The organism is Shimia sp. W99 (assembly GCF_053851455.3).
Map to the genome: position 1 here is coordinate 3,063,653 of NZ_JBSQBU020000001.1, position 26,240 is coordinate 3,089,892.

The 26,240-nt window shown below is 57.5% G+C and carries 21 protein-coding genes; 15 read left to right on the top strand and 6 right to left on the bottom strand.

The features are described from left to right. The first annotated feature begins 154 nt into the window (after nt 1-154). The 3 genes from secA to ACS3QZ_RS14970 all read left to right on the top strand — a co-directional run bounded on the left by secA (nt 155) and on the right by ACS3QZ_RS14970 (nt 5,543). A complete protein-coding gene (gene secA, locus ACS3QZ_RS14960; RefSeq protein WP_456038562.1) occupies nt 155-2,851 on the top strand; it encodes a preprotein translocase subunit SecA in 2,697 nt (898 codons plus the stop codon). Nucleotides 2,852-2,947: 96 nt separating this feature from the next. Further along, the gene (locus ACS3QZ_RS14965) at nt 2,948-3,961 is read left to right on the top strand and encodes a hypothetical protein (RefSeq protein WP_456038563.1); all 1,014 of its coding nucleotides are present in this window, start codon (nt 2,948-2,950) and stop codon (nt 3,959-3,961) included. Nucleotides 3,962-3,983: 22 nt separating this feature from the next. After that, nucleotides 3,984-5,543, top strand: coding sequence for a phosphate ABC transporter substrate-binding/OmpA family protein (locus ACS3QZ_RS14970; RefSeq protein ID WP_456038564.1), 1,560 nt, complete (start codon nt 3,984-3,986; stop codon nt 5,541-5,543). Nucleotides 5,544-5,545: 2 nt separating this feature from the next. Here the strand turns inward: ACS3QZ_RS14970 and radC are convergent, their stop codons facing one another. Beyond that, complete coding sequence (gene radC, locus ACS3QZ_RS14975; RefSeq protein ID WP_456038565.1) at nt 5,546-6,307, bottom strand: RadC family protein; 762 nt, start codon at nt 6,305-6,307, stop codon at nt 5,546-5,548. Between the two features lie 230 nt (nt 6,308-6,537). Between radC and ACS3QZ_RS14980 the strand changes: the two genes are divergently transcribed. After that, complete coding sequence (locus ACS3QZ_RS14980) at nt 6,538-7,377, top strand: amino acid ABC transporter substrate-binding protein (protein ID WP_456038566.1); 840 nt, start codon at nt 6,538-6,540, stop codon at nt 7,375-7,377. Between the two features lie 61 nt (nt 7,378-7,438). On the opposite strand, the gene dnaJ is transcribed toward ACS3QZ_RS14980, so the two are convergent. Further along, entirely contained in the window at nt 7,439-8,581 is a 1,143-nt protein-coding gene (gene dnaJ / locus ACS3QZ_RS14985; RefSeq protein ID WP_456038567.1) for a molecular chaperone DnaJ, read from the bottom strand. Nucleotides 8,582-8,661: 80 nt separating this feature from the next. Beyond that, nucleotides 8,662-10,575 carry a molecular chaperone DnaK gene (gene dnaK / locus ACS3QZ_RS14990; protein ID WP_456038568.1) on the bottom strand — a complete coding sequence of 638 codons (1,914 nt, stop codon included), beginning with the start codon at nt 10,573-10,575 and terminating at the stop codon, nt 8,662-8,664. 209 nt (nt 10,576-10,784) lie between these two features. On the opposite strand from dnaK, the gene ACS3QZ_RS14995 reads away from it, so the two are divergent. Next, the gene (locus ACS3QZ_RS14995; RefSeq protein WP_456038569.1) at nt 10,785-11,402 is read left to right on the top strand and encodes an alpha-ketoglutarate-dependent dioxygenase AlkB family protein; all 618 of its coding nucleotides are present in this window, start codon (nt 10,785-10,787) and stop codon (nt 11,400-11,402) included. 9 nt (nt 11,403-11,411) lie between these two features. Here ACS3QZ_RS14995 and ACS3QZ_RS15000 read toward each other — a convergent pair whose 3' ends face one another. Together ACS3QZ_RS15000 and ACS3QZ_RS15005 are read right to left on the bottom strand one after the other, a co-directional pair. Next, nucleotides 11,412-12,008: a COG3650 family protein gene (locus ACS3QZ_RS15000; protein WP_456038570.1), complete on the bottom strand. Its 597-nt coding sequence runs from the start codon at nt 12,006-12,008 to the stop codon at nt 11,412-11,414. Continuing rightward, the gene (locus ACS3QZ_RS15005; protein WP_456038571.1) at nt 12,005-12,826 is read right to left on the bottom strand and encodes an ABC transporter permease; all 822 of its coding nucleotides are present in this window, start codon (nt 12,824-12,826) and stop codon (nt 12,005-12,007) included. Before ACS3QZ_RS15005 ends, ACS3QZ_RS15000 begins: the two co-directional genes overlap by 4 nt. A gap of 119 nt (nt 12,827-12,945) precedes the next feature. On the opposite strand from ACS3QZ_RS15005, the gene cysQ reads away from it, so the two are divergent. The 4 genes from cysQ to ACS3QZ_RS15025 are packed head-to-tail and all read left to right on the top strand — an operon-like array spanning nt 12,946 to nt 16,823. Continuing rightward, nucleotides 12,946-13,743, top strand: coding sequence for a 3'(2'),5'-bisphosphate nucleotidase CysQ (cysQ, locus tag ACS3QZ_RS15010; RefSeq protein WP_456038572.1), 798 nt, complete (start codon nt 12,946-12,948; stop codon nt 13,741-13,743). Continuing rightward, nucleotides 13,743-14,543, top strand: coding sequence for a 3-deoxy-manno-octulosonate cytidylyltransferase (locus ACS3QZ_RS15015; RefSeq protein WP_456038573.1), 801 nt, complete (start codon nt 13,743-13,745; stop codon nt 14,541-14,543). Before cysQ ends, ACS3QZ_RS15015 begins: the two co-directional genes overlap by 1 nt. Then, the gene (locus ACS3QZ_RS15020) at nt 14,540-15,793 is read left to right on the top strand and encodes a glycosyltransferase family 2 protein (RefSeq protein WP_456038574.1); all 1,254 of its coding nucleotides are present in this window, start codon (nt 14,540-14,542) and stop codon (nt 15,791-15,793) included. Before ACS3QZ_RS15015 ends, ACS3QZ_RS15020 begins: the two co-directional genes overlap by 4 nt. A gap of 10 nt (nt 15,794-15,803) precedes the next feature. Continuing rightward, nucleotides 15,804-16,823: an NAD-dependent epimerase gene (locus tag ACS3QZ_RS15025; RefSeq protein WP_456038575.1), complete on the top strand. Its 1,020-nt coding sequence runs from the start codon at nt 15,804-15,806 to the stop codon at nt 16,821-16,823. A gap of 2 nt (nt 16,824-16,825) precedes the next feature. Here ACS3QZ_RS15025 and ACS3QZ_RS15030 read toward each other — a convergent pair whose 3' ends face one another. Continuing rightward, the gene (locus ACS3QZ_RS15030) at nt 16,826-18,712 is read right to left on the bottom strand and encodes a polysaccharide biosynthesis protein (protein ID WP_456038576.1); all 1,887 of its coding nucleotides are present in this window, start codon (nt 18,710-18,712) and stop codon (nt 16,826-16,828) included. A 294-nt stretch (nt 18,713-19,006) separates the two neighbouring features. Here ACS3QZ_RS15030 and ACS3QZ_RS15035 point away from each other — a divergent pair, with 294 nt between their 5' ends. The 6 genes from ACS3QZ_RS15035 (at nt 19,007) to ACS3QZ_RS15060 (ending at nt 26,236) form a co-directional block, all read left to right on the top strand. Next, nucleotides 19,007-20,161: a polysaccharide biosynthesis/export family protein gene (locus ACS3QZ_RS15035; RefSeq protein WP_456038577.1), complete on the top strand. Its 1,155-nt coding sequence runs from the start codon at nt 19,007-19,009 to the stop codon at nt 20,159-20,161. Between the two features lie 191 nt (nt 20,162-20,352). Next, nucleotides 20,353-21,246 (top strand): UTP--glucose-1-phosphate uridylyltransferase, encoded by an 894-nt coding sequence (locus ACS3QZ_RS15040; protein ID WP_456038578.1) that lies wholly within the window; start codon nt 20,353-20,355, stop codon nt 21,244-21,246. Nucleotides 21,247-21,264: 18 nt separating this feature from the next. Continuing rightward, on the top strand, nt 21,265-22,248 hold the full coding sequence (gene galE, locus ACS3QZ_RS15045; RefSeq protein WP_456038579.1) for a UDP-glucose 4-epimerase GalE: 984 nt from the start codon (nt 21,265-21,267) through the stop codon (nt 22,246-22,248). Next, the gene (locus ACS3QZ_RS15050; RefSeq protein ID WP_456038580.1) at nt 22,208-23,479 is read left to right on the top strand and encodes a glycosyltransferase family 4 protein; all 1,272 of its coding nucleotides are present in this window, start codon (nt 22,208-22,210) and stop codon (nt 23,477-23,479) included. Before galE ends, ACS3QZ_RS15050 begins: the two co-directional genes overlap by 41 nt. 52 nt (nt 23,480-23,531) lie before the next feature. After that, entirely contained in the window at nt 23,532-24,542 is a 1,011-nt protein-coding gene (locus ACS3QZ_RS15055) for a glycosyltransferase family 2 protein (protein WP_093096898.1), read from the top strand. Continuing rightward, nucleotides 24,539-26,236, top strand: a complete 1,698-nt coding sequence (locus tag ACS3QZ_RS15060; protein WP_456038581.1) for a DUF5927 domain-containing protein — start codon at nt 24,539-24,541, stop codon at nt 26,234-26,236. The genes ACS3QZ_RS15055 and ACS3QZ_RS15060 overlap by 4 nt, the downstream gene beginning before the upstream one ends. The last annotated feature ends 4 nt before the right edge of the window (nt 26,237-26,240 follow it).

A 26,240-nucleotide genomic window follows, 5' to 3' on the forward strand; every position in this document is an offset into this window, starting at 1 on the left:
GGCCGCGTGGGTTGGCGGCGTTGACACTGTTCCTGACGCCCCTTACATCGCTTTGAGGCCGGGGCAAACTGCAAGTTTTCCTGTTTGTAGGAGCACTGCGTAGGCTGAGCAAGCAATTGCCTCGTACATGGATGTCAATGAAGGACAAAGTCATATGCTCGGAATGGGAAAACTTGCCAAGAAGGTGTTCGGCACACCGAACGACCGCAAGATCAAGGCAACCCGGCCGCTCGTCGCCAAGATCAATGCGCTTGAGCCCGATTTCGAGAAACTGACTGACGAAGAGATCAAGTCCAAGACGGCCGAACTTTCCGAGCGAGCCAAAGGGGGAGAAAGCCTCGACGACTTGTTGCCCGAAGCCTTTGCAAACTGTCGCGAAGCTGCACGCCGAGCGCTTGGTTTGCACGCCTTCGATGTACAGTTGATGGGCGGCATCTTTCTGCATCAGGGCAACATTTCCGAGATGAAGACCGGTGAAGGTAAGACCCTCGTGGCTACCTTTCCAGCATACCTCAATGCCCTGATGGGCAAAGGTGTTCACGTTGTCACTGTAAACGATTATCTGGCCCGACGTGACGCAGAGTGGATGGGCAACGTGTTTGCCGCGCTTGGTATGACGACGGGTGTTGTCTATCCGCAGCAGCCCGAAAAAGAAAAACGGGCGGCATACGCTTGTGATGTAACCTACGCGACCAATAACGAACTCGGCTTTGACTATCTGCGCGACAACATGAAAAGCGACCTGCGCGAGATGGCGCAGCGGGATCACTTTTTTGCCATTGTCGATGAGGTGGACAGTATCCTGATCGATGAAGCACGGACGCCGTTGATCATTTCCGGCCCTGCTCAGGATCGGAGCGAGCTTTATGTCTCGGTGGACAAGCTTATTCCCGACCTGCAGGATGATCACTTTGCGGTGGATGAGAAAACGCGCAACGTGACCTTTACGGATGAGGGCAACGAGTATCTCGAGGAACAGCTTCTTACTCGCGGCCTGCTGCCCGAAGGCCAAAGTCTGTACGATCCGGAAAGCACGACGATTGTACACCACGTCAACCAAGGTCTGCGGGCGCATAAACTGTTCACAAAGGACAAGGACTATATTGTTCGCGACAATCAGGTTGTTCTGATTGATGAGTTTACTGGTCGCATGATGGCGGGGCGGCGTCTGTCTGACGGCTTGCACCAGGCCATTGAAGCCAAGGAAGGTTGCCCAATTCAGCCGGAAAACGTCACGTTGGCACAGGTGACATTCCAGAACTACTTCCGTCTGTACGACAAGTTGGCCGGAATGACCGGGACAGCAGCGACAGAGGCCGAGGAATTTGCCGAAATTTATGGGCTGGGCGTTGTCGAGGTTCCCACTAACCGGCCTGTTGCCCGCATCGACGAAGACGATGCAGTCTATCGCACGGCGCGTGAGAAATACGAGGCGATTGTCGAGACCATCAAAGAAGCCAACGCCAAGGGACAACCGATCCTTGTCGGGACGACATCGATCGAGAAATCCGAGTTTCTTTCGGAAATGCTCAACAAGGCCAAGATCAAGCACAACGTCCTGAACGCGCGTCAGCACGAGCAGGAAGCACAGATTGTTGCGGATGCGGGAAAACTGGGTGCGGTGACAATTGCCACCAACATGGCAGGACGCGGTACGGACATCAAACTGGGCGGAAATGTCGAGTTTAAGGTTCTGGAAGCTATTGCGGCAGAGCCGGAAGGCGATCATGAAGCCATCCGTGCGCGCATCGAAGAGGCGCACAAGGCGGACGAAGAAGCGGTAAAGGCCGCGGGTGGACTGTTCGTTCTGGCGACCGAGCGCCATGAAAGCCGGAGGATCGACAACCAACTGCGCGGCCGTTCCGGCCGTCAGGGTGATCCGGGTCGTTCGTCTTTCTTCTTGTCGCTGGAAGATGACCTCATGCGCATCTTCGGTTCAGAGCGCTTGGACAAGGTTCTGTCGACGCTTGGTATGAAAGAAGGTGAAGCAATTGTGCACCCTTGGGTGAACAAGTCGCTGGAGCGGGCGCAGGCCAAGGTCGAAGGACGAAACTTTGACATCCGCAAACAGCTTCTCAAGTTCGATGACGTGATGAACGATCAGCGGAAAGTGATCTTTAGCCAGCGTCGCGAGATCATGGATGCCGAGGACCTGTCGGAAATCGCGCAGGACATGCGGCATGATGTTATTGCCGATCTGGTCGAGCAATACATGCCGCCCAAGACCTATGCGGACCAATGGGACACCGAGGGGCTTTATGCGGCCTGCATTGAAAAACTGAGCCTTGATGTGCCCGTGATCAAATGGGCTGATGAAGAAGGCGTAGACGACGAAGCGATTCGTGAGCGTTTGGAAAAGGCCAGCGACGAAGAGATGGCCAAGAAGGCTGTGAGTTTCGGCGCTGAAGCCATGCGCATGGTGGAGAAGCAGGTTTTGCTTCAGACCATCGATACTAAATGGCGCGAACACCTTTTAACGCTTGAGCATTTGCGGTCGGTCGTTGGATTCCGCGGTTATGCGCAGCGCGATCCGCTCAACGAATACAAGAACGAGTCGTTCCAGCTTTTTGAACATATGCTGGACAGCCTGCGGGAAGAGGTGACTACGACCCTGTCCCGCATTCGCCCGATGACCGAGGAAGAGCAACAACAGCTTGCCCTGGAGTTGGCGCAGCAACAGCAGCAACTGCAGCAGGCCGCGACACCGGAGCCGGTGGATTCGCTTCCCGGTGCGCCAGCGGATGGGTTTGACGAAAACGACCCGTCGACGTGGGGAAATCCGGGACGAAACGAGCCTTGTCCCTGTGGTTCTGGGAAAAAGTTCAAGCATTGCCACGGGCGCTTGGCCTAAAGGCCAGAGCCAGAGAATGATCAAAAGGGCGCCTTATGAGCGCCCTTTTTTGTTGCGATCCATGCTGCGTGGGCGGTGATTGGTATGGAGCGCGGAATGTCGCAAATGAAGAATGTGTACCGTAGATATGCCTTGGCCGGAGCGACGTTTTCGATCGCGATTTCCATTGGCTTTCTGATGCAAAGCAGTGAAGCCAGTCAGGCGGCCGTTGCCACGGTCAGCGCGGTTTCCACGTCACCCTCTCAAGTCGAAAAAGCAAGCCTCCCTGGTGCTCTGAGCACGCCCCGGAAGTCCGTTGCGAAGGTTCTCCCCTCACTTCCAAAGGACAGGGCAGCGCCACGGAGCCTTCCCGAGACGCCGACAGTGTTGCTTGTTTCCAGGGACGCTCCCATTGGGTTGTTGCCCGAGGAAGAACCCGCACCCGCCTTGGGTTGTGAAAATGAGCTGACGGCGACGGCCAGCGCTGCGGCAATGGTCGATCTTCAGTTGAGTGCCCCTTGCCAGCCCGGTGTTCGGGTTACGGTTCACCACGAAGACCTCAAGTTTACCGAGATTACCGGACCGGATGGCAGCCTACAGATCACCGTGCCGGCGTTTGCCGAGAACGCGATGTTTGCAGTTACCTTTCCAAATGGCGATGGCGCCGTGGCCTCTGTGCGCGTCGACAGCCTGCCATTCTATGATCGCGCCGCGATTCAGTGGAGGGGACAAGGCGCGCTCGAATTGCACGCATTCGAGTTCGGCGCGCCGTATGGCGGGGCCGGGCACGTCTGGTCGGGAGCGCCCCGCGACCTGACCGCCGTAAATGGTGGTTTGGGGGGCTTCCTTGTACACTTGGGAAACTCAGAGGCTGCTGAACCTTTGATGGCGGAAGTGTATACTTTCCCGACTCTTACCGCGTCACAGGCCGGTTCTGTCGCCTTAAACGTCGAAGCACAGATTTCGATGACCAATTGTGGTCGTCGCCTGGCGCTGCAGTCCATCGAAGTGCACGACGGGCGAGTCACGGACATTCACGATCTGACACTGGAGTTGCCCGACTGCGATGCCGCAGGCGAATTTCTGGTGTTGAAAAACCTTCTGCAAGACCTGACAATCGCGCAAAACTAGTTTTCGCTAATCAGGATCCGACATGTTGAAGTTTCGTGCGGCGGTTATCGCCGCACTTTTCCTTTGTTTCACTGGGGTTCCGGTGCTCGCGCAGGATGTTACGTTGAAATCTCATGATGGCGCGGTGGAGATCACCGGTACGCTTCTGGGGTTTGATGGCGAGTTTTATCGAGTCGACACGGTGTATGGAGAGCTGACTGTGGATGGCACGGGTGTTCAATGCGAAGGACCTGGCTGTCCCAACTTGATCAACTATGTTGCAGATGTGTCGATCTCCGGCTCTTCGATCATGGGCGAGATTCTGATGCCTGCTTTGATCGAAGCTTTTGCTATTCGCGAAGGCTATTCGGTTGAGCGGAAGAGCGATAGCATCAGTCGGTTTGAATATCATTTGAATGACGAGACGAGCGGACAGAAGGTGGCGCGGTTTCGCTTTCATAGCAGCAATTCCGACGAAGGTTTTGCCGATCTGTTGGCGGACGAGGCGGATATCGCGATGTCCTTGCGTGAAATCCGACCACGCGAAGCGCAACTGGGCTACGAGGCCGGGTTGGGGGATATGACCGAAGCAAATCGCAGCCGTGTGTTGGCTCTGGATGGATTGGTGCCGGTTGTATCCAGTGGGAATCCTGTGAATGCTTTGTCGCTAAACCAAATTGCGCGCGTTTTTGCGGGCAAGGTTTCCAACTGGAAAGATCTTGGCGGACCGGATGCACCGATCACACTTCATCTCATCCAACCACAGTCGGGATTGGCACAGGCTGTCGAGGACCAGTTGATGGCGCGTGCCAAGCTATCCTTGGCTGAAGGCATTTTTCGCCACGACCGGAACCTGTCATTGGTCTCGGCTGTTCAGCGTGATCCGTTTTCGATTGGCATTGCCAGCTACGCCGAGACCGGAAATACGAAAAAGCTAACATTGACAGGCGGTTGCGGACGTGCGCTGGCGGCGTCGCGGCGCACGATCAAGACAGAGGATTATCCACTCAACGCTCCAATGTTTCTTTATTTTCCTGCGCGTAGGCTTCCCAAACTGGCTCGGGATTTTCTCACCTATACACGCAGCCCGTCGGCTCAGATCGTGATTCGCCGCGTTGGATTCGTGGACCAGACGGCGGAAGAAATTCCGATCAATCTGCAGGGAGATCGTTTTGTGAACGCGATTTCCGTAGCAGGAACTGAAGTGTCCTTGGAAGAATTACAGCGGATGACCAGGACCTTGTCTTCTCTGAAGCGGCTGACGACATCCTTTCGATTCCAAACCGGTTCCACCCGGTTGGATGCTCAGTCTCGCTCGAACGTGCAGCAGCTTGCCAGGGCATTGGAGGCCGGGCGCTATGATGCCAGGCGCCTTGTTTTTGTTGGGTTTTCCGATGGAGAAGGACCAGCGACCGCAAATCGCGAGATTGCCCTGAAACGGGCGTCTGCGGTCAAGGAGGCCGTGCTGGCGGCTGCGGAAACGGCTAATCCGGAGCGGCTGAACCTTGAAGTGATGGCATTTGGAGAAGCGATGCCCATGGCGTGTGATGATAGCGCTTGGGGGCGGCAGGTGAATCGGCGGGTGGAGATCTGGGTGCAGTGAGCCTAGAGATAACCCTCGGACCGGAAGCTGAGTTCCCGAGATTTTCCGATGATCAGGTGGTCATGCAGAGTGATGCCCAACGCCTGTGCGACGGCGTTGATCTGGTCGGTCATGGTGATGTCGGCTTCAGAAGGTGTGGGATCGCCGGACGGGTGATTATGCACCAAAATCAATGCACTAGCGTTTAGTTCCAAGGCCCTTTTGGCGACCTCTCTTGGGTAGACCGGGACATGGTTCACTGTGCCACGTGCCTGTTCTTCGTCCGCGATCAGGGTGTTCTTGGTGTCAAGGAACAGAACCCGGAACTGTTCGGTATCGCGATGTGCCATTGTCGTGTGGCAATAATCCAGAAGCGCGTCCCAACCAGACAGGACATGGCGTTGCATCACGCGGGCGCGGGCAAGACGATGCGCGGCGGCTTCGACAACCTTGAGTTCCGTGACGACCGCGTCTCCGACCCCTTTCACCTCGCGAAGGCGGATAATTGGCGCCGATAATACGCCATTGAAATCTTCGAATGTTTCCAAAAGCTTATGAGCAAGCGGTTTGACATCCTGACGTGGAACTGCCCGGAAGAGAACAAGCTCGAGAAGCTCATAGTCCGGCATGGCCTGAGCACCGCCAGACAGGAAGCGGGCCCGCAACCGCTTACGGTGATCGGCAATATAGGATGGCAATTTGCCGGAGGGCAAAGCCTGTGTCGGTGCCTCGTCAACGGGAAACAGAGGCAGGGGCATCTCGGAGAATGAATGCGGATCGGTCATGGTTCCAGCGTGTCCCAACATGGTGAATGAAGGGTTAACTTCCAAATGGTTAACGGAGCGGACAGGGGATCGGTATCACGTCGGTATTGTGTCGGTATCGCGTCGGTATCGTTTTCCGGTTGCGCAAAATCTTAATGGCGCCATTTGCGCTTGTCGTCTTTCGGGTTTGGTGGAAAGCTTCTGCACAAGGAAGACAAAACCACAGCAATTGGACAGCACAGGATTATTTCATGCGTAGTTTTTTGACCGCCTTTCTGACCGTGGTGGCGCTGGCCGTGCCCGCAGGGGCCCAAACCCTTGAACGGATCAAGGAAACGAAACAGCTCAACCTTGGATACCGGCTGGACGCGGCGCCGATGTCGTATCAGTTGGAGTCAGGCGAACCTGCCGGGTACACGCCGCTGGTCTGCGTCCGGGTCGCTCAGGAAATCGTCAACCATCTGAAGATGGACGACCTGCAGGTGCAGTTTGTGCCGGTCGGTGTGCAGGACCGCTTTGAGAAAGTGGCGAACGGAGAGGTCGACCTTCATTGCGGCGCGGCCACAATCACGCTTGAGCGGCGTGCGTTGGTGGATTTTTCGATCCCGACCTTCGTGGATGGCACGGCGTTAATCCTGCCCGTCGCCGCCTCGGAGCAACTTGGGGATTTGGCAGGCAAGAAGCTCGGGGTGCGGCGCGACACGACGACAGAGACGGCATTGGTCAATTCGCTCAAACTGGCAGGGTTTGAGGCCGAGCTTGTCCGGTTCTCGTCCCATGGCGACGGCATGCGGGCGATGGAAAACGCCGAGATTGATGCCTATTTTGCGGATCAGTCAATCCTGGTGGGGCTTATTGCCAAGAGCGCGAAGGCAAAGGACTTCAAGATGTCGACGGAAATCCTGACCGTCGAGAAACATGGGTTGGCCATGGCGCGAGGCGACACGGAGTTTCGCCTGATTGTCGATCGGGCGTTGTCCAGCCTTTATGCCAAGGGCGAGATGCAGAAAGTCATGGCCGAAGCGATTCCGAACCTTCAACCGGGGCTTGCGCTCCGGGCGATGTTCCTGCTGGCGCCGATCGTGGAGTGAACAAAAGGCGCGCCTTTTACGGGCGCGCCTTCTGCGATGTTTGCGATGTTTCTGGCGGGCCTCAGCCCTTCATGGAATCCCAGAAGTTCTTGACCGACTTGAAGAAGCTGCTGCTTTCGGGGTTGTTCTCTTCCGAGAGGTCCTCGAATTCGCGAAGAAGCTCTTTTTGGCGGCTGGTCAGGTTGACCGGCGTTTCGACAGCCAGTTCGATCATCATATCGCCGGTGCCTGCACCACGCAGTGCGGGCATGCCTTTTCCCCGCAGGCGCATCTGGCGGCCGGATTGGGACCCTGCCGGGATTTTGACCCGGCTGCGGCCGCCGTCGATGGTTGGGACCTCGATATCGCCGCCAAGGGCCGCGCTGGCCATGGAGACCGGGACCCGGCAATATAGGTTGGGTCCGTCGCGTTCAAAGATCTTGTGCGGAGCGACCTCGATGAAGATGTAGAGGTCGCCCGAAGGCCCACCACGCATGCCCGCTTCGCCTTCGCCGGCAAGACGAATGCGCGTGCCGGTTTCAACACCGGCGGGGATGTTCACCGACAGGGCGCGGTCTTTTTCGACACGGCCCTGACCGCCGCAGCTTTTGCAGGGGTTCTTGATGATCTGACCCAGACCCGAGCAGGTCGGGCAGGTGCGTTCAACGGTGAAAAAGCCCTGTTGTGCGCGGACCTTGCCCATGCCGGAACAGGTTGGACAGGTGGTCGGCTCTGCGCCGCCTTCTGCGCCGGATCCGTCGCAAGAGTCACATTGCACCGAAGTTGGTACGTTGATCGTCTTCTGGATTCCGGAAAAGGCGTCTTCGAGCGAAACCCGCAAGTTATAGCGCAGGTCGGCACCACGCGCGGCGCGCTGACGACCGCCGCCCCCACGCCCGCCCATGAAATCGCCGAACAGGTCGTCGAACACATCCGAAAACGCGCTGGCGAAATCGCCCTGACCGGGGTGGCCGCCGCGCGGACCACCGCCCATGCCGCCCTCGAAAGCCTGGTGGCCGAAACGGTCATAGGCAGCTTTTTTCTCGGCGTCCTTGAGGATTTCGTAGGCTTCGTTCGCTTCCTTGAACTGGGCCTCGGCCTCGGGGTTGTCCTTGTTGCGGTCGGGGTGCAGTTCCTTGGCCTTCTTGCGATAGGCCTTTTTGATCTCGTCCGCGGAAGCCCCTTTGCTGACGCCAAGCACCTCGTAGAAGTCACGTTTTGCCATGGGTTACTCCTTTGGCACGGAATGAAAAGGGCCGGTCCGGCAACCGGACCGGCCCCAATTTCAGTTCCGATGATGCGCCATTAGCGCTTGTCGCCGTCCAGATCTTCGAAATCGGCGTCGACGATGTCATCCTCGCCCGGACCTGCGTCCGCGGCGGTGGGCTCGTCACCGGCCTCATCCTGGCTGGCTTTGTAGATGGCTTCGCCAAGCTTCATGGCGGCCTCGGTCACGTTCTGGATGCCCGACTTGATCTTGTCGGCGCTCGTATCGTCTTTCTCGAGGTCGTCTTTCAGCGCGGCAATGGCCAGCTCGATGGCTTCGACGGTGGTCGGGTCGACCTTGTCGGAATGCTCTTCCAGCGACTTTTCGGTCGAGTGGATCAGCGATTCTGCCTGGTTGCGGGCTTCGATCAACTCGCGACGTTCCTTGTCGGCCTCGGCGTTTTCCTCGGCATCCTTGACCATCTTTTCGATGTCCTCGTCCGAGAGGCCACCCGATGCCTGGATCGTGATCTTCTGTTCTTTGCCCGTGCCCTTGTCGAGCGCGCCCACCGACACGATGCCGTTGGCGTCAATGTCAAAGGTCACTTCGATCTGCGGCATGCCGCGCGGTGCGGGCGGGATGTCTTCGAGGTTGAACTGACCAAGGATCTTGTTGTCCGCGGCCATTTCGCGTTCACCCTGGAACACGCGGATGGTCACGGCGTTCTGGTTGTCTTCGGCGGTCGAGAAGATCTGCGATTTCTTGGTCGGGATCGTGGTGTTGCGGTCGATCAGGCGGGTGAAGACGCCGCCCAGGGTTTCGATGCCCAGCGACAGCGGGGTCACGTCGAGAAGCACAACGTCTTTCACGTCACCCTGCAGAACACCGGCCTGGATGGCGGCGCCCATGGCAACCACTTCGTCCGGGTTTACGCCTTTGTGCGGCTCTTTGCCGAAGAATTTGGTCACTTCCTCAATGACTTTGGGCATACGGGTCATACCACCAACGAGAACGATCTCGTCGATTTCATTGGCCGACATACCGGCGTCTTTCAGAGCCGCCTGACAGGGTTTCAGCGAGGCCTTGATCAGATCGCCAACCAGCGATTCCAGCTTGGCGCGGGTCAGTTTGATGACCATGTGCAGCGGGGTGCCCGAGGACGGGTCCATCGAGATGAACGGCTGGTTGATTTCGGTCTGCGACGAGGACGACAGCTCGATCTTGGCTTTCTCGGCAGCTTCTTTCAGACGCTGCAGGGCCATCTTGTCCTTGGTCAGGTCGACGTTGTGCTCTTTCTTGAACTCGCCGGCGAGGTAGTTGACGATGCGCATGTCAAAGTCTTCACCACCAAGGAAAGTGTCGCCGTTGGTCGATTTCACTTCGAACAGGCCGTCGTCAATCTCGAGGATGGTCACGTCGAAGGTGCCACCGCCAAGGTCATAGACCGCGATGGTGTGGGTGTTTTCCTTGTCCAGACCATAGGCCAGAGCGGCGGCTGTCGGTTCGTTGATGATGCGCAGCACTTCGAGGCCGGCGATTTTGCCGGCGTCCTTGGTGGCCTGACGCTGGGCGTCGTTGAAGTAGGCCGGAACGGTGATGACCGCCTGCGTAACTTCTTCACCAAGATAGCTCTCGGCGGTTTCTTTCATCTTGCCGAGGATGAAGGCGGAGATCTGCGAGGGGCTGTATTTTTCGCCCTTGGCTTCGACCCATGCGTCGCCGTTGCCGCCATTGATGACGTTGAACGGCATGTTCTTGAGGTCCTTTGACAGGTCTGCGTCGTCGAACCGGCGGCCGATGAGACGCTTGACGCCAAAGACGGTATTTTCGGGGTTGGTGACGGCCTGGCGCTTTGCCGGCTGGCCTACGAGGCGCTCGTCATCGGTGAAGGCGACGATCGACGGCGTGGTGCGAGCACCTTCCGAGTTTTCGATCACCTTGGGTTGCGAACCATCCATGATGGCCACACAGGAGTTCGTTGTACCGAGGTCGATACCAATCACTTTGCTCATTTTCGATCCCTTCTCAATTAAGGCGATGTTCCGAGACCTGAACCCGTTATGGCATTCAAGCCCCGATCCCGTTTGCAACCGCCTGGCAGGCGATTGCGCTTCGCAGGGTATATAGGGAGGTCAAAAAGGCCGTGCAAGCGTCTCAAAGGGGCGTTTATCTGTAATTGGCGCCATTTTTTTCATCCGATGCCGAAGTGGAACGACAGGTCATGACCACACCGCTGACAATCCGAGGTTTCACGCTCTATCCCGGAGTTCTGGACGGGCGCGCGCAGCGGGATATGGTCGAGGATTTGCGCGCCGTGGCGCGGGCGGCGCCGATGCGGGCCCCGGTGACGCGTTTCGGTAAGCCGATGAGCGTGAAGATGACCAGCGCGGGACGGGTTGGGTGGATCTCGGACCATCGCGGCTATCGGTATGAGGCGGAGCAACCGCGCGGGGGACCATGGCCTGATATCCCCGGAAGCATTCTCGAGCTGTGGCATGAGGTGACGGGCTTGGAGCGCGTGCCGGATTGCTGCCTCGTGAATTATTATGGAGAGGGCGCGCGGATGGGGCTTCATCAGGACAGGGATGAGGGCGATTTTGGGTGGCCTGTCCTGTCCGTGTCACTTGGTGATGACGGGTTGTTCCGGATGGGTGGACCGGAACGCAGCGACAGCACCGAATCCGTTTGGCTGAAATCCGGGGACGTCGTGGTGATGGGCGGGGCGGCCCGGCTGGCGTTCCATGGCGTGGACCGCATCCGGTTCGGATCGTCCCGCCTGTTGCCGGGTGGTGGGCGGATCAACATCACGCTTCGGGTGGTTGAGCCTTTGACGGAATGATGCCGTGTCCTAGCGCGGGTCGATCCTGCAGCAGCCGGAATAAAGCGCGGTATCGCCGCCATGCGACAGAAGCAGGTCGATTGTGAGGCCGAAGTTTTGATCCGACATGCCGTCTGAGCAGGTTGCGCGCCGGATGATGGCTGTGGAGTCATCAAAGCCAACGGCAAAATGACCCGGCGTGTTGCGTGATGCGGTCAGGAGGCCTGCTCCGGGAAAGGTGGCTTGGGAGTCGGGGGATGAAAAAACCGCCCCTTGCCCCTGTGTGAGGGAGAGGGACCAGAAGGGTTCCGTGCCAAAGCAACGCAAGGACCGGGCCAGTGCATAGTCCGGGTCGCCCGGTTGCCTTTCCAGAAACCTCAGCGATGCCCAGCCAGAGGTTTCTCCGACGTTCAAGCGGCCCCATGTGCCCGCATCGTTGGTTTCGGTCACTTCGATATTCGTCTCGTCGGGGTGCAGGCTGCCGATGATGGGGGCGCTGCCGCTGGGGGCGGAGCGCACATTGAGCACATCGGCTTGCGCGACACCTGTCACATCGAAGAGGGCGGGCAGGCCCTGTGCCAGGGCCATGGCAGGGAGCAGAAAGAGCAGGAAAGCGAGGCGAATCATCGGCGGGCGCCCATGCTAAGCGAGACATTCCGCCGGGTATAGAATTCGCCCATGAGGCCAACCATCAGGAGCACCACGCCCACGATCAATGGATAGGTGATCGACGAGTTGCGCGGATAATAGTTGATGAAAGTGTATCCCCGCGCCTGGTCGATGCAGTGAAAAAGCGGGTTCCAGTCAAACATGTTCAACATGAAAGTCGGTAGCGTGTTGGCAACGAACATTTTGCCCGATGCGATCATGTTGGCCCTTTGATAGACGGTGCTCGCGATGCTCACGAATGTGGGAAACCACGGTTTGAGCGCAAGAAACACCATGCCGATGGCGATACCGGTAAACCACGCGATCAGAAGCATTCCGAACGCACCGATCGGATCGTCAATCGTGATCGGGCTAATGGCGGCATGGTAGACGAACAGGATGGCGAACAGCGACAGAACCTGAATGTAAAGCGTACCCAGTGCCGCAGACAGGATCGAGATGATCGTGTTCATGGGCGCGTGTTTCATCATCGGGGAACTGGGCCCTTCGGAACCCACAACGGCGCCAAGTGTCTTGGTATGGGTCAGGAACAGGAAGATCCCCGACATCAGGTACAGCAGGAAATCGCCGCGCAGGGCCGCCGATCGCAACCCGAGGACCGTGAACATCACATAAAAGGCGATAACGAATATGAACGCCTGAAGCATGTTGATCAGGATCGACATGACCGCGTTGCCATGCGATTTGCGCACGTTGCGCACAATCGAATGGTAGACGAGTTCGGCAATGTTGACTGCCGATTCAAGCGTCGTTCTGGGAACCGATTGTTGAAACATTGCCTCTGCCGTCCGCGGAATGTCGCAGTTATGTCAGGGAATTCTTGCTGATCCCTTACCATGCCACCATAAGGGGCTGAGAGGCGCAATTCAACAAAAGCCCATCAAGGAGAAGACATTTGAACTACGATGCATTGATTCCGGTGATTCGAAAACTTGCCATCGAGGCGGGCGACAAGATCATGGAAATCTACAACGCCGATGACTTTGACGTGAAGGTCAAGTCTGATGACAGCCCGGTGACTGCCGCCGATGAAGCAGCGGACGCGATCATTGCGGCGGGTCTTCGTGCGGAGTTCCCGGACGTGATGCTGGTAACCGAAGAGCAGGCGGACAGCCACGCGGCGAAGGGCGATACATTCCTGATCGTTGATCCGCTGGACGGCACCAAGGAGTTCATCCACCGCCGCGGCGATTTCACCGTGAACATTGCTTATGTCGAGAATGGCGTGCCGCAACGGGGCGTGGTCTATGCACCTGCCAAGAACCGGATGTTCTTTACCCAGGCGGATGGACAGTCGGTCGAGGAAACCGGATCTTTCGACCCTAAAACCGTGGGCGAGGTGGCGCCGATGACGGTGTCGGACTCCGACAACTCCGCGCTGTTGGTGGTGGCGTCCAAGTCGCACCTGACCGACGAGACCAAGGACTATATCGCCAAGTACCAGGTCGCGGATTTCAAGAGCGCCGGATCGTCGTTGAAATTCTGCCTGGTGGCGACGGGTGAGGCCGACCTTTATCCGCGTGTGGGCCGCACGATGGAGTGGGACACGGCGGCGGGCCATGCCGTTTTGCTGGGTGCCGGTGGGCAGGTGGTGCGGTTTGATGACCACACGCCACTGACCTATGGCAAGGAAGATTTCGCCAACCCCTATTTCATCGCCTATGCGCCGGGAGTGGAGCTCAAGTCTGCCTGATGTCTGCGCTGATCGTCATCCCCGCACGTTATGAATCGAGTCGCTATCCCGGCAAGCCGCTGGCCGAGTTGAAGGGGGTGACTGGCGTGTCCAAGAGCCTTGTGCAGCGCAGTTGGGAAGCGGCTTGCGCCGTGAAGGGCGTGGACCGGGTGGTTGTCGCGACGGATGATGATCGGATACGCGATGCGGCGGAAGCCTTTGGTGCAGAGGTCGTGATGACTTCATCCGAGTGTCAGAACGGTACTGAACGCTGTGCAGAGGCCTTTGACAACCTCGGGGGCGGGTTTGACATTGTGGTCAATCTGCAAGGCGATGCGCCCCTGACGCCAGCCTGGTTCGTTGAGGATCTGGTCAAGGGCCTGCGGAATGATCCGATGGCCGAAGTTGCCACGCCGGTGCTGCGCTGTGATGGGCGGGCATTGAACGGGTTCCTTGAGGATCGCAAAGCGGGCCGGGTCGGTGGTACGACGGCGGTGTTCACCAAGGATCACCACGCGCTCTATTTCTCCAAGGAGGTTGTGCCGTTCACGTCGCAAACCTTTGCCGATGAGGATGAAACGCCGGTGTTCCACCACGTCGGGGTCTATGCCTATCGTCCGGCGGCGCTGGGCGCGTATCCGCGGTGGGATGCCGGGCCGCTGGAGCGGTTGGAAGGGCTGGAGCAGTTGCGGTTTATGGAGCATGGGCGGCAGGTCCTGTGTGTCGAGGTCGACGCGCGGGGGCGGCAATTCTGGGAACTGAACAATCCCGAAGATGTTCCAAAGATCGAAGCAATGATGGCGGAGATGGGCACGCCATGAACCCCATCCCGGTCAGCGTCGTGGTTGTCAGTCGGGGAAGACCCGACGCGCTCACACGCTGTCTAACCGGGGTGGCTCAACTGGACTACGGGGCTTTCGAAGTGATTGTCGTGGCCGACCCGAAGGGGTTAAGGGCCATGGCCACCTTACCCTTTGCGGAGCAGATCAAGGCCGTTCCCTTCGACGAAGCCAACATCTCGAAAGCGCGAAATCTCGGGATTGCGCAGGCTGCGGGCGAAGTCGTGGCCTTTGTCGATGACGATGCCGTGCCCGAAACCGGGTGGCTGTTCCATCTTGTTGCGCCCTTTGCCGAGGAAGAGGTTGCGGCAGCGGGAGGATTCGTGCGGGGACGCAACGGTATTTCCATGCAGTGGCGGGCGCAAAGCGTGGATCATGCCGGGCGAACCCTACCTTTTGCGGTGGATTCAACCCGGCCCGTGGTGCTGCATCCTGTACCCGGGCGGGCGGTCAAGACCGAAGGCACGAACATGGCGGTTCGGCGGAGTATTCTGGCCGAGATGGGCGGATTTGATCCGGCATTCCGCTATTTTCTTGATGAAACGGATGTGAACTGGCGTTTGGCCAAGGGAGCCTTTGCCACTGCGATCGTGCCGCTGGCCGAAGTGCATCACGGCTTTCTGGCCAACGCACAACGCAGCGGGGCGCGTGTGCCTCGAGATCTGAGTGAAATCGGGGCGAGCATGGCCGTTTTCCTGGCCAAGCATTGCCCGGTAGACGAGCATGCGGCGGTCTGGAAGGCGTTTCGGGCCGGGCAGCGCAAAAGGCTTTTGCGCCATATGGTACGCGGAGATGCAATGCCCGGTGATGTCGGGCGGCTGATGCAAGGACTGGACAAGGGGTATCTTGAAGGGCAGACGCGCGAGTCAGGGGCCTTGGCACCAATCCCGCGTGCGCCGGATGGATTTCGCGCGTTTCGGCGCAAACGGGCGGGTGCCGTGGTTTTGGCGGGGCGGGCATGGCGGCGGCGCGGGTTGCGACGGCAGGCGGAACGCTTGGTGGCGCAGGGCAAGGTGCCCTCGCTTTTCCTGTTCAGCCCGACGGCGCTTTATCATCGTGTCCGTTATGATCCAGCGGGATATTGGGAACAATCGGGTGGTCTTTTTGGGCGTTCGGAACGCACACAGCGCCTGTTTCGGTTGACGCGGTTTTCAAAACGGCTGTCACGTGAAATACAGCGTGTTGCACCGCAACGGTTGCTGGAAACCAATGGCGGCAGCGCCACAGAATAGGGACGAGTAGATGGTACAGCGCACCGCTTTGGTCACAGGCTCCGCCGGGTTCATCGGCTTTCATACTGCGAAACGCTTGTTGGACGCAGGCTGGCGGGTCATTGGACTGGATGCGATGACCGATTACTATGACGTCACCCTGAAAGAACGGCGACATGCGATGCTGATGCAGAATGCCGGGTTTCAGGCGGTTATCGCGCGGCTGGAAGCTCCTGACCTGTTGAGGGGGCTGTTCGAGGAACACCGGCCAGACGTCGTGATCCACCTCGCCGCGCAAGCCGGGGTGCGGTATTCGATTGATGAACCGGGTTCCTATGTCGAAGCGAACCTGATCGGCACGTTCAAACTTTTGGAAGCGGCGCGCGCCTTTCCGCCACAGCACATGCTTTTGGCGTCTACCAGTTCGGTTTACGGCGCGAATACAGAGATGCCGTATGCGGAAACGGACAAGGCGGACACGCAGATGTCGTTTTACGCGGCGACTAAAAAAGCCAACGAGGCGATGGCGCACTCGTATGCCCACCTGTACGGGTTGCCGACCACGATGTTCCGGTTCTTTACGGTTTACGGACCGTGGGGACGGCCCGACATGGCGCTGTTCAAGTTTACCAAGGCCATTCTAGAAGGACAGCCGATCGACATCTACAATCACGGCGACATGAGCCGGGATTTCACGTTCATTGACGACCTTGTGTCAGGTATTGTCGCGCTGGTCGATGCGGTGCCGCCGTCGACCGAAGGGCGTGGTAACGGTGTCGATTGCGATAGCCTGAGCTCGGTCGCACCATGGCGGGTGGTGAATATCGGCAATGGCCAGCCGGTTCAGTTGATGAAGTTTGTCGATGCGATTGAAGCGGCCATCGGCAGCACGGCCCAAAAGAATTACTTGCCGATGCAGCCCGGCGACGTTCCGGCCACATGGGCATCGGCGGAATTGCTGCAGGCGCTTACGGGCGTGCGCCCCCAGACACCTGTTGATCAGGGTGTGCGCGCGTTTGTCGACTGGTATCGCGACTATTACAACGTTTGAATTCAGCTTTCGCCGACGACCGTGAGCACCGCAGAATCGGAATCTGGCGATTCCACCCATTTGCGCATGGTGGCGCGCAAAAGATCTCCGTCGCGTGTTTCGATAGCGCGGCGCAAATCCTGCAACGCATTCGCCATCTCAAGTTCGGACCAGTAATGTTCTTGCGCGCGCAGGATCTTCGGGTGAGGCGTCGTGAGCATGTCTGTCCCAATCAAAAGCTCTTCATGCATTTTTTCGCCTGGCTTGAGACCGATGAAAGCAATCTGAATATCGCCGTTGGGATCGTTTTCGTCGCGGACGGAAAAGCCAGCGGTTTCGATCATTTTTCGCGCAACGCTCAGGATAGAGACGGGTTTTCCCATATCCAGAACAAACACGTCACCACCTCGCGAGAAGCTTCCCGCAAGAAGAACCAGACGCACCGCTTCGGACAAGGTCATGAAGTACCGTGTCACCTCGGGGTGGGTTACCGTTACAGGTCCGCCTTCGCGAATCTGCTCGTCAAACAGGGGAATGACCGAGCCTGACGACCCCAAAACATTGCCAAAACGCACCATCGACAGTTTCGTTTCGTTGCTGCGGGTCGAGAGATCTTGGACCACCAGTTCCGCCAAGCGTTTGGTTGATCCCATCATGGACGTGGGGCGAACGGCCTTGTCGGTAGAGACAAGGATAAAGCGGTTCACACCTGCGCGGATCGATTCCTCCGCAACTATTCGGGTTCCCAGGACGTTGTTGCGGGCCCCTTCAAAGCTGTTGGACTCGACGATATTGACGTGTTTGTAGGCGGCGGCGTGAAATACGACGTCGACCTCATGGTTGTGAAGGGTCTCGCGCACAAGCTCCGGCTGAGTCACCGAGCCAAGCACCGGGACTATGCGCGTGGTTGAGGCAATTTCCTTGAGTTGCTGTGCGATCTTGTAGAGTGCGTACTCGCTGTGTTCGAACAACACGAGCGTCGTTGGCTTGCAGTTCAGAAGCTGCCGGCATAGCTCGGAGCCGATGGAACCTCCGGCCCCGGTAACAAGAATGCGACGATCTTCGTAGGCACTGCTTGCCGCTGGCAGGTCCGTTTCCAGCGCGTCACGGCCGAGCAGGCTGTTAAGCTGTACAGGCGCCGCGCGGGTCGCTTCTTCTCCGCGCAAAACCATGTCGGCGAAGGAAGGAAGCGCAAGGACTTCACAGTCGAGGCTGCTCAGTTTCTTGGCCAACTGTACGCGGACCGTCTGGTCCGCAGAAGGCATGGCGAGAATGATCCGGTCAACGCCAATGCGTTTCACGAGCATCGGGATGTTCTTGGGCGAATGCACCCTCAGGCCAGCCACGGTGAGTTTGTGAAGCGTGGCGTTGTCATCCACGAAACAAGCAGCTTCAAATTCGTGGTCTGTTTGGAGTGCCGTCGCGAGTTGCTGGCCGGTTTGGCCCGCTCCATAAATCAGCACCCGTTTGCGAGTCTGGCGGCTTGAGTAAATCCGCAGGACGATCTTGCGCAATAGAATGCGTCCGCAAATCGACAGGACGGAAAACAGCAGACCAAATGTTATCAAAGATGCCGCGCTGACAGGTGCATCCGTCTTGAAGATCATGTTGGTGCCAATTCCAACCGAGCACAGCAGACCAGCAAGAGACATCGTATTGATGATGTCGTTCATTCCGTAAGTGTTGAGCTTGATCAGGTGCAGTCCAAAAAAGTGGATTACAGCTGCAGTCAGCGGAATGAACAGCAACAGGTACCAAGCAGAGGACCAAAACTGATCAATGGAAAAATGGCCATTATAGAGCAGGCTTTGCGATATGAAGAAGGAAGCAACGACCCAGAAAAGGTCCATTCCCATCAATATGTAGCCCTTCTGAGCGCGGCTCATCGAAGTGACAAGTTGATAAAACATCTTTCGGGTTCCCGGCCGGTAGTCTGCCAGCTTAAAATTGGTTTGCCTGCGTGTCGTCGCATCAATAACGTGAACAGGCACATTCGAGTGCCTCCGGGCACCATATCACTCATTGAAAACTAAGCCCAGAAGAACATTGAGCAATCGTGAAGGTTCAAAACCCGCTGGCGGATTGCCGCCGGAGCACTCCGTGGCGGCGTTGTTTCCAGGCATTGTTTTTGCATCGTCGAGCGCGTGACTCTATTTGCACGGTTAGAAAATTCTCGCCGACTAGTCGGAACAATAGGTTGTTTGATGTCTGATTTTGGCGCTAGAAGGGGCCAAGAATATGTGAAGGCAGGTATAATGCGGCGTATTACGTGTGGAATTCTGGCATTGGTGGCGTGTCTGCTGCTGGTTTCCTGCTCGTTGCCGCGCGGTGCCGCGACCAAAGGGGAAGTTGTCGGCGAAAACGCGATTCCCGACGACGTAACCATGGTGGAAGTGACGCGCGCGTCCGTGGTCGATGTGGCCAAATGGCCCAGCGCGGGCTGGCATGGCCACTATCATTGGTTCTCGCGCGTAAATGGCCCCGCATCCAAGATTATCAAACCCGGAGACCGGGTGATCCTGACAATCTGGGACAACCAGGACAATTCCCTGCTGCTGGGACCTGGACAACGTAGTGTTCAGGTTCGTCCCGTCGAGGTATCTTCTTCCGGCGCCATTTTCGTTCCTTACGTGGACGAGGTTTTTGTGGGTGGCCTCACTCCGGAGCAGGCGCGCGAACAGGTTCAAAACCAGATGAGCGCAATTGCGCCATCCGCTCAGGTTCAACTCGAGGTGCAATCCGGCACCCGCAATTCGATTGACATGGTGTCCGGTGTGAAACAGCCGGGACAAGTCGAGCTGACCGGGCGCAATGACTCGATCCTTTGGGCGCTTGCCCAGGGAGGCGGTATCGACCCCGTTATTCAGAATCCGATCGTGCGTATCATGCGTGACGGGAAGAGCTATGAAATTCCTGCGGACGAACTCCTAAAAGACCCGAAGAAAAACGTGATCGTGCGCGGTGGCGACCAGGTGATTGTTTCGGAGAATGACCGTTTCTTCGTGGCTTTGGGCGCCTCTGAAACTGAAAAGTTGGTCTACTTTGATCGTGAGAACATTTCTGTCGTCGAAGCCATGTCTTCGCTCGGCGGACTTCAGGACCTGCGGGCCAATCCCCAAGGGGTTCTGTTGCTCAGGGAATACCCAAAGTCGGCAATCAAGCCAAATGGGTTTGGTCCGGAGACGCAGTATGTTGTCTTTTCTTTCAACATGACAACGGCGGACGGTCTGTTCGGGGCGAAGAAGTTCATGATGCAACCCGGGGATGTTGTTATGGCGACCGAGTCGGCGCTCAAACCGGCGCAGGCGGTGATTGCGCTGTTGGGTTCGCTGTTTGCGATCAACAATATCATAAACTGATCCAGTTATCTTGATGACTGATCGGTTTTGATGAGATGACGGCATGTCACGCCGGAAGGATCGAAAAGTGCACAACGACGGAGCAAACATTTTAAATGTGCCTGCGTTGTATCAAATGTGCAATTTGAGTAGGTTCGTCGCCAGTTTGGGTTAACAAATAATATGTACAGCATTACGAGGATGAGCAGCCGATGAGGAACAAAGTTACAAAGGCAATCTTTCCTGTCGCAGGGCTTGGAACGAGGTTCCTGCCCGCCACGAAATCGGTTCCCAAAGAGATCATGACGCTGGTTGACCGTCCGCTGATTCAATACGCTATCGATGAAGCACGAGAAGCGGGGATCAAGGAATTCATCTTTGTCACGTCGCGTGGCAAGGGGGCGCTGGAGGATTATTTCGACCACGCGCCGCAGCTTGAACAGGAGCTTCGCAAAAAGGGCAAGAATGAGCTTCTGGAGCTTCTGAAAAAGACCAACATGGACAGCGGGGCGATCGCCTATATCCGCCAGCACAAGGCACTTGGACTGGGCCACGCCGTCTGGTGTGCGCACCGATTGATCGCCAACGAACCCTTTGCCGTCATTCTGCCGGACGACGTAATCGCAGGTGAGCCTGGCTGTCTCAAGCAGATGGTGGATGCTCATGCAGAAACCGGTGGGAGCATGGTGGCAGCGATGGAAGTCACACCAGAGCAGGCGTCATCCTATGGCGTGCTGGATATCAAAGACGAAAACGGCCCCCTGGTGACCGTCGGCGGGATGGTCGAGAAGCCCGCGGCGGAGAAGGCTCCTTCGAACCTCGCCGTGATCGGTCGCTACATTCTTTCCCCGACGGTCCTGAGAAACCTGAGCAAACAGAAAAGTGGCGCCGGAGGTGAGATCCAGCTCACAGATGCGATCGCCGCCGAGATTAGCCAGGGGCGCGGCGTGTTTGGGTATCGTTTCGCCGGGCAGCGCCATGATTGTGGATCGAAAGCCGGTTTTCTTCAGGCGACTGTGGCCTTTGGTCTGGCGCGAGATGATCTGAGGGACGAGTTGGCGGCCTATCTTGAAGAGATGATCGCAATGCGCAAGGCAGCTCAGTAGCCCGAAAAGGAGTTGCCCATGTCCCATGTGCTTGTAACTGGCGGCGCTGGGTACATCGGTTCGCACGCCTGCAAGGCGTTGCGGCAGGCGGGCTATGTTCCTGTGACCTTTGATAACCTGTGCACGGGCTGGGAAGATGCCGTGAAATTCGGCCCCTTCGAAAAAGGTGATCTTCTGGACCGGGCGCGGTTGGACGCGGTGTTTGCCAAGTACCAGCCGGTTGCGGTGATGCACTTTGCCGCGCTCAGCCAGGTTGGCGAGAGCATGAAGGAGCCAGGCAAATACTGGCTCAACAATGTGGGCGGTTCGCTGAGTTTGATCGAGGCGACAGTTGCTGCGGGGTGCCGAAACTTCGTGTTCTCCTCGACCTGTGCAACTTATGGCGAGCATGACAATGTGTTGCTGGATGAAAGTGTCGAGCAGCACCCGATCAATGCCTATGGATCGTCCAAGCGCGCCATTGAAGACATGCTCAAGGATTTCGAGAGTGCTTTTGGGCTGCGTCATGTGATTTTTCGCTATTTCAACGTAGCGGGGGCCGATCCGGAGGCGGAAGTGGGCGAGTTTCACCGCCCTGAGACCCATCTTATTCCCCTGATGCTTGACGCGATTGATGGCAAGCGGGACGCACTGACCATATTTGGCACGGATTACGACACCCCGGATGGCACCTGCATTCGTGATTACGTGCATGTTTGTGACCTTGTGGATGCGCATGTTCTGGGCCTGAAGTGGCTGGAGGATGACAAGGGCAGCCGTGTCTTCAACCTTGGTACCGGATCCGGGTTCTCGGTGCGCGAAGTGATCGATCATTCCCGCGCCGTGACCAACCGGGACGTGCCGTATGAAGAGGGACCGCGCCGCCCCGGCGACTGTACCAAGCTGGTTTCCGGCTCGACACGTGCGGGGAAAGAGCTAGGTTGGATCCCGAAACGTTCCACATTGGACATCATGATCGCAGATGCCTGGAGATGGCACCAAAACGGCCATTACGACAAGTAATCCACCAGCGCGGCTTTTGGAGCTGACCCGGGCGCTGAGCGTGTTCGGTGGGCGCCCCTCGGGGGTGGATCGCGTGTGCCTTGCCTATCTCAAGGCGTTGAGCAAGGCGCCTGCGCCGTGTTTCGGGCTGGCGCGGACCCGGCTGGGATATGTTTTGCTTGACCCGGACGGGGTGCGGGGGGTTCTTATGCGGCTGGAGGGGCGCGTGCCGTGGGGGGAGGCGGATCTCGTTGCCCGGATACTACGACGTAGCGGGGATTATCGTCGCCAGACCGAGGCAGACTTGCGACGGCTGTGCATTGCCCGGTGCCCGGCCTCGGGGTTGGCGCGTATGTTGAGGCGGCACCTGCCGGCCGGTAGTGTCTATCTCAATGTCGATCAGGCGAATTTTTCGCAATCGAAACTGCAAGCGATCAAGTCTGTGCGGGATGCAAAAGTCACCTTGTTCCTGCATGACGCGATCCCGCTGGATTACCCGGAATACCAGACTCCGCAATCGGTCCTGCGGTTTCGCGATTATCTGTCGGCGGCGCAATCCGAGGCGGACCTGATCCTGACAAATTCGGACGCGTCCGTGCAGGCACTGCGGCGGCATATCTCGCAACTGGGAAGCGTGCCGCCTATTCAGGTTGCGCATCTGGGTGTGGAAGTGGATTTTTTCCAAAACGAAGACAATCCGGAAGTGCCTGCGTTTGACCGGCCCTACATGATTTGCCTTGGGACGATCGAGCCGCGCAAGAATGTCGGCCAGTTGCTGGATATCTGGGAGCGGTTTGCCAAGAAATATCCCGAGGAGAGAATCCCGCATCTCGTGATTTGCGGACGTCGTGGCTGGATGATGGAGGCTTTCTTTGAAAGGCTGGAGGCGTCTCCGCTAAGTGGGAGCGTTGTGCATGAATTTAACGACCTCAATGACACGCAGGTATTTGCATTGCTGCGTGGTGCGGCGGGGATGGTGTTTCCTAGCCTGTCGGAGGGGTTTGGACTTCCCCCCGTGGAAGCTGCGTCTCTGGGCGTGCCGGTGATCTGCAACGATTTGCCCGTGTTGAGGGAAATCCTGCATGATTATCCCATTTACGCAGCGGTTACGGACAGTTATTCATGGGAAAAGGCAATAATGTCTCTGGCTTGGGAGCGACCGGCGTCAGAGGGACCGGACGGGCAGACCGGAAAGCGGTACATCCCCCCAACGTGGGAATCGCATTTCAACACCGTCTTAAGGGTAACGTGATAGCCCCTTTGTCCGGCTTCCCCGCTGACTTGAAAAGGTTGAAGGAAACGGATTGGGCGTCTGGCAATCATATCGGCTCCGGGTGAGACGTCGGGCGCGGCTGGTCCGGGCCATTCGCAAACGTCGGGAATTGCGCAGCATCGTCGACCGCACGAACCAGATCAAACCCAACGATCTTTTGGTGTTTTCCACGCAGCGTAACGAGCAGATCCGACTGCCCTATTTCCTTGAATACTATCGTGAAAAAGGCGCTGGTCATTTCTTTTTCGTGGACAATGACAGCACCGACGGATCGCTGGAATATCTTTCGGAGCAACCTGACGTGTCGGTCTGGCACACGCGCCATTCCTACAAGAAGTCGCGCTTCGGGGTGGATTGGCTGAACTGGTTGCAGCTGCGTTATGCGCACAATCACTGGTGCCTCGTGGTCGACCCGGATGAGTTCTTTATCTATCCGTTCTGCGACACCCGACCGATCACGGCATTGACCGACTGGCTGGACGCGAGTTCGATCAAGTCGTTCAGCGCCATGTTGCTTGATATGTACCCGCGTGGGCCGATCACGGAACAGCCCTATCGTGCCGGGCAGGATCCCCTTGAGATTGCCTGTTGGTTCGATGCGGGCAACTACACCATGTCCAAGAATCCGGATTACGGGAATCTCTGGATTCAGGGCGGACCTCGGTCGCGCGTGTTCTTTCCGGACAATCCGGAACTGGCGCCAGCGCTTAACAAGGTGCCGCTGGTCAAGTGGAACCGACGCTATACCTATGTCAGTTCGACCCACATGCTTTTGCCGCGTGGTCTTAACCAGGTTTACGACGAATGGGGCGGCGAAAAGGCTTCTGGGCTTCTTCTTCATACCAAGTTCATCGATACGTTTACGGCCAAGGCCGAAGAGGAGCTTGAGCGCAAACAGCATTATGCGGCGAGCGTTGAATACCTCGCCTATGCCAAGCGGTTGCGGGACAACCCGGAACTTTGGTGCAAATGGAGCGAGAAATACATCAACTGGCGCCAGCTTGAGATTCTCGGACTGATGTCCAAGGGGAACTGGGCATGAGCGTGGGTATCCTCATGCTGGTTCATACGGCGTTTGACCGGGCCGAGCAGGTGGCGCGGCATTGGGACAAATACGGCTGCCCGGTCGTGATCCATGTCGATGCCAGCGTGAAACCGGGGCCCTACAAGCGCTTCGTCAAAGCCTTGGCTGATGTAGAGAATGTGAAGTTTTGCAAGCGCCATCGGTGTGAATGGGGCAATTGGGGATTGGTTGCGGCTTCGCAGTCGGCTGCAGAGCTGATGCTCGATGCTTTTCCGAATGTGCGCCATGTCTACCTGTCGTCGGGATCATGTCTGCCGCTGCGACCGGTGCAGGAACTGAAGGATTATCTCAAGGCGCGTCCACGTACGGATTTTATCGAGAGCGCTACGACGGCAGACGTGCCCTGGACCGTGGGCGGGCTGGATCATGAACGATTCACCCTGCATTTCCCGTTCTCATGGCGCAAACAGCGTTTTCTGTTCGACAAGTGGGTGGATGTTCAGCGGTTCCTGCGGATCAAGCGCAAGATACCGCATGGGATCGTGCCACATATGGGGTCGCAATGGTGGTGCCTGACCCGTCAGACCCTGTCGGCCATTCTGGAAGACCCGGAACGCGAGACATTTGACAATTACTTCAAGCGTGTGTGGATCCCGGACGAGAGCTACTTCCAGACGCTGGCGCGTCTTTATTCCACCAACATCGAAAGCCGGTCGCTGACGCTTTCCAAGTTCGACTTCCAGGGAAAGCCGCATATTTTCTATGACGATCACCTGCAGTTGTTGCGGCGGTCGGATTGCTTTGTGGCGCGGAAAATCTGGCCCAAGGCGAACCGGCTTTACGATGGTTTCCTGCGTGACCCGGATGGCGCGATCAAGATGACGGAACCGAATCCGGCCAAGATCGACCGCATCTTTGCCAAGGCCGTCGAGCGGCGGACCAAGGGGCGGACGGGATTGTATATGCAGAGCCGTTTTCCGAATGAGGGTTGGGAAAACGGCATGACCTTCGGGCGGTACTCTGTGTTTCACGGGTTTGCGGAACTGTTCGAAGATTTTGAGCCATGGCTGGTGAAGACGACGGGAACGCAGGTGCATGGCCACCTGTTCGCGCCCGAGCGGGCCGAGTTCGCCGGGGAGCAGAAAGTTATCAACGGGGCGCTGAGCGATTCCCCGAAAATCCGCGATTACAATCCGATTGCCTTTCTGGCCAGCCTGATCTGGAACACGCGCGGAGAACGACAGTGTTTTCAGGTGGGTCCGCGCGATGAAGGCGCGCCGGTTTGGTTCATTGCCAAGGACCCGAATGCGCAGATCTCGATGATCAGCGGTGCATGGGCGTTGCCGTTGTTCAAGTCGAACCGGAATTTCGCGGAAATCCGCCAGGAAGCGGCCCGGCTGCAGAAACTGGAAAACGATCAGCTTTGGGCGCTGCGTTCCCCTTATGCCAAGGCGCGGGTGCGTATCTGGACGTTGGCCGAATTCATCGAGGCCCCCATGGAGCATTTGCAGGCGATCATTGACGAGATTGGCACAGGTAATCCACGCCGCTTGGCCGAGGCACCGCGCATGACGGACATGACGGGGTTTGGCCAATTCCTGCAGAACCTCAAGAACCAGGGGATGCACCCCTATCTGATGGGCGATTTTCCAGTTGAACAGCCCGATAACGAAAAGAAGAAGCCGCCGCGCAAACCGTATCTGGTGCAGTAAGGGA